Below are 3096 nucleotides of genomic sequence, written 5' to 3'. Positions count from 1 at the left end.
TCAGGCCACGCAAGACCCTTGGCTGGAAAAGCCCTGCCGAGGTCTTCTTTAACAACAAGGCCATGCGAGACGCTGGCCTTATTCCGACTGTTGCACTTGGGGTTTGAATCCGCCGTGACTTTCTTTTGGCGAAGCAAAAGAAAGTTACTTGCCGCCGGGCAACCCCAGGCCAGCAACCCTCAGCAAAGAGCGCGAAGGCCGGAGCAAGAACCGGCCCTAACTCCCCGGCCAGGCCAGCTTCCCCACCACATCCACATGCGTAAGGTACACCCGCAAATCAAACTCATACTGGTGATACTGCGGCTCCATATGCGTACACAACTGGTAGAAAGCCTTGTCATGGGCTTTCTCCTTGATGTGGGCCAGCTCATGCACAGTGATCATGCGCAGAAACTCCACGGGCACGTCCTTGAAGAGCGTGGCGACGCGAATCTCGCGTTTGGCCTTGAGCTTGTTGCCCTGCACGCGTGACACGGTGGTGTGGGTGCCCAGCGCATGCGCGATCACGTGGAGCTTGCTGTCGAAGGTCACCTTGGACAGCGGCTCGGAGCTGCGCAGGAAATCGTTCTTGAGATCCATCACGTAGTCGTAGAGCGCCTTGTCGGTCCGCACGCCGTGACCTTGGGGGTACTTGGCGAGCAGCACCTCACCCAGCCGATCCTGATCCAGCAATTGCTGAACCTGGGTTCGCAGGTTTTCCGGATAGCCGGAAAGGTATTTCAAGGGAGAGGCATTGGCCATCAGGGATTCAGGCCGGGTGCCTCACGGTTGCGCTTCAGGCCTCGCGGCGTAGCGCAGGGAACAAAATCACGTCGCGAATGCTGGGGCTGTCGGTCAGCAGCATCATCAAGCGGTCAATCCCCACACCACAGCCGCCGGTGGGAGGCATGCCGTATTCGAGGGCGCGCACGAAATCGTGGTCGTAGAACATGGCTTCGTCGTCGCCGCTGTCCTTGGCCGCGACTTGCGCGTTGAAGCGGGCGGCCTGCTCTTCGGCGTCGTTGAGTTCGCTGAAGCCGTTGCCGAATTCGCGGCCGGTGATATAGAGCTCAAAGCGCTCGGTGACCTCGGGCCGGCTGTCGTTGGCGCGCGCCAGCGGGGAGATTTCCGTTGGGTGCTCCATGATGAAGGTCGGCTGCCAGAGTTTTTCTTCGACCAGCTCCTCGAAGTACAGCACCTGCAGGCTGGCCAGCGAGCGGGTCGAAAGGCGGTCTTTTTCCTCATTCATGCCCAGCTTTTTGAGGGCATTGATCAGCCACACGCTGTCATCCACATGCTCGCCGGCTTCGGTGTGCTTGAGGATGGCTTCGCGGATGGTCAGGCGTTCAAAGGGTTTGGCGAGGTCGACTTTTTCTTCCTTGCCGCCGTAGCTCAGCTGCAGCGTGCCCGCAGCCTTTTGCGCCGCGTCGCGAATCAGTGCCTCGGTGAAGTCCATCAGGTCGTTGTAGTCCCAGTAGGCCGCATAGAACTCCATCATGGTGAATTCGGGGTTGTGCCGTACCGAAATGCCCTCGTTGCGGTAGCTGCGGTTGATTTCGAAGACGCGGTCAAAGCCGCCGACGATCAGGCGCTTGAGGTAAAGCTCGGGGGCGATGCGCAGGAACATTTCCTGGTCCAGCGCGTTGTGGTGTGTCTTGAAAGGCCTGGCATTGGCGCCGCCCGGGATGGGGTGCAGCATCGGCGTCTCGACCTCGAGGAAGTCGTGGCCGACCATGAATTCGCGGATCGAGCTGACGGCCTTGCTGCGCGCGGTGAAACGCTTGCGCGCCTGCTCGTCGGTGATCAGGTCCACATAGCGCTGGCGGTATTTCTGCTCCTGGTCGGCCATGCCGTAAAAGTCGCCGGGCAAGGGCCGCAGGCTCTTGGTCAGCAGGCGCACGCTGGTGGCATGGATGGACAGCTCGCCGGTTTTGGTCTTGAAGACCTTGCCTTCCGCCGCCACGATATCGCCGAGGTCCCAGTGCTTGAAGGCGGCATAGAGCTCTTCGCCGATCTCGTCGCGCGTGAGGAAAATCTGGATGCGACCGGTGCTGTCCTGCAAGGTTGCGAAACTCGCCTTGCCCATCACGCGCTTGAGCATCATGCGGCCGGCGATCTTCGCGGGAATAGTCTCGGCGGCCAGCGCCTCGCCATCCTTGTCCCCATGCGCGGCGTGCAGCTTGCCCGCATGGTCGGAGGGTTTGAAGTCGTTCGGGAAAGCGACGCCTTTGCCGTCCGCCTGGTCTTTGCGCAGGGCCTTGAGCTTTTCGCGGCGCTCGACGATCAACTTGTTGTCGTCTTGCGGGGCGGGGGCGGCATTGCCTGTGGCGGTGGGCGTGTTCGGCTGGTTGGACATAGGGTCAAGGTTCCGGAAAGAGGTCGAAAAGTGTCGGGCGCCCTGCCTTCAGAAGAAGAAGGCCCGAAAAGCGCCGAATCGCTGATTTTAAGTTTTAACAGGGGCGTTTTGGCAGGGCCGCCTGAAAAGGCGTTGAGATCGCCAGCAGGCCCTTAAAGCGCGATGCCGGTGCGCTCCAGGATGTCGCTTACCAGTTCCAGCCGCATCAGGGGGTTGTCCAGCTGCATCAGGCGCTGCTTGAGCTCCAGTGGAATCGGCAGCAGTTCGCACCAGCGGTTGGAGACCCATCCGCAGTCGTCGAGCCGGTAGGGCGACTGCAGCGGCATCTGCGTTTGCGGCACTTCGCGCTCCTGCAGGCTTCTGATCAGCTTGCCCAGCGCGTCCGCTGTGCCTTGCAGGTCGGGCGGGACTTTCACGGCCTGGTCGTCTTCGAGCCGGGTGACGTCGGCGATCCACAGGCCGTGCTTGAGTTTTTCGCGGCGCGAGATTTCAAAGCGCTGCGCGCCGACGCAGCGGATCACCATCAGGCCCGGCTGCGGCAAGGAAAACTCGGTGATGGTGGCCAAGGTGCCGACCGTGCTGAAGGCTTCGTGCGCAAAGCCGTCGCCGGCGGGGCCGGTGTCTGCGGGACGCCGCACTTCCGAGCCTTCGGTCAGCGATACCACGCCGAAGGGCGCGCCTGCCTTGTGGCACTTRCCTATCATGTCGAGGTAGCGCACTTCAAAGATGCGCAGGGGCAAAATGCCGCCCGGAAACAGCAC

At 61.5% G+C, this 3096-nt stretch carries 3 protein-coding genes; all 3 read right to left on the bottom strand.

All coding sequences use genetic code 11. The features are described from left to right. Window positions 1-216 precede the first annotated feature (216 nt). Complete coding sequence (locus tag AC1D0P_RS23735) at window positions 217-741, bottom strand: YgjP-like metallopeptidase domain-containing protein (RefSeq protein ID WP_477678988.1); 525 nt, start codon at window positions 739-741, stop codon at window positions 217-219. Window positions 742-775: 34 nt separating this feature from the next. Further along, window positions 776-2335 carry a lysine--tRNA ligase gene (gene lysS / locus AC1D0P_RS23730; RefSeq protein ID WP_477678987.1) on the bottom strand — a complete coding sequence of 520 codons (1560 nt, stop codon included), beginning with the start codon at window positions 2333-2335 and terminating at the stop codon, window positions 776-778. Window positions 2336-2487: 152 nt separating this feature from the next. After that, window positions 2488-3096, bottom strand: a 609-nt coding sequence (locus tag AC1D0P_RS23725) for an LON peptidase substrate-binding domain-containing protein (protein ID WP_477678986.1), incomplete at its 5' end; no start/stop codon positions are given.

This window comes from Polaromonas sp. P1_G2 (assembly GCF_056405515.1).
Note: the sequence above shows the minus strand (reverse complement) of the source record. Positions and strands in the feature narration are given on the sequence as shown.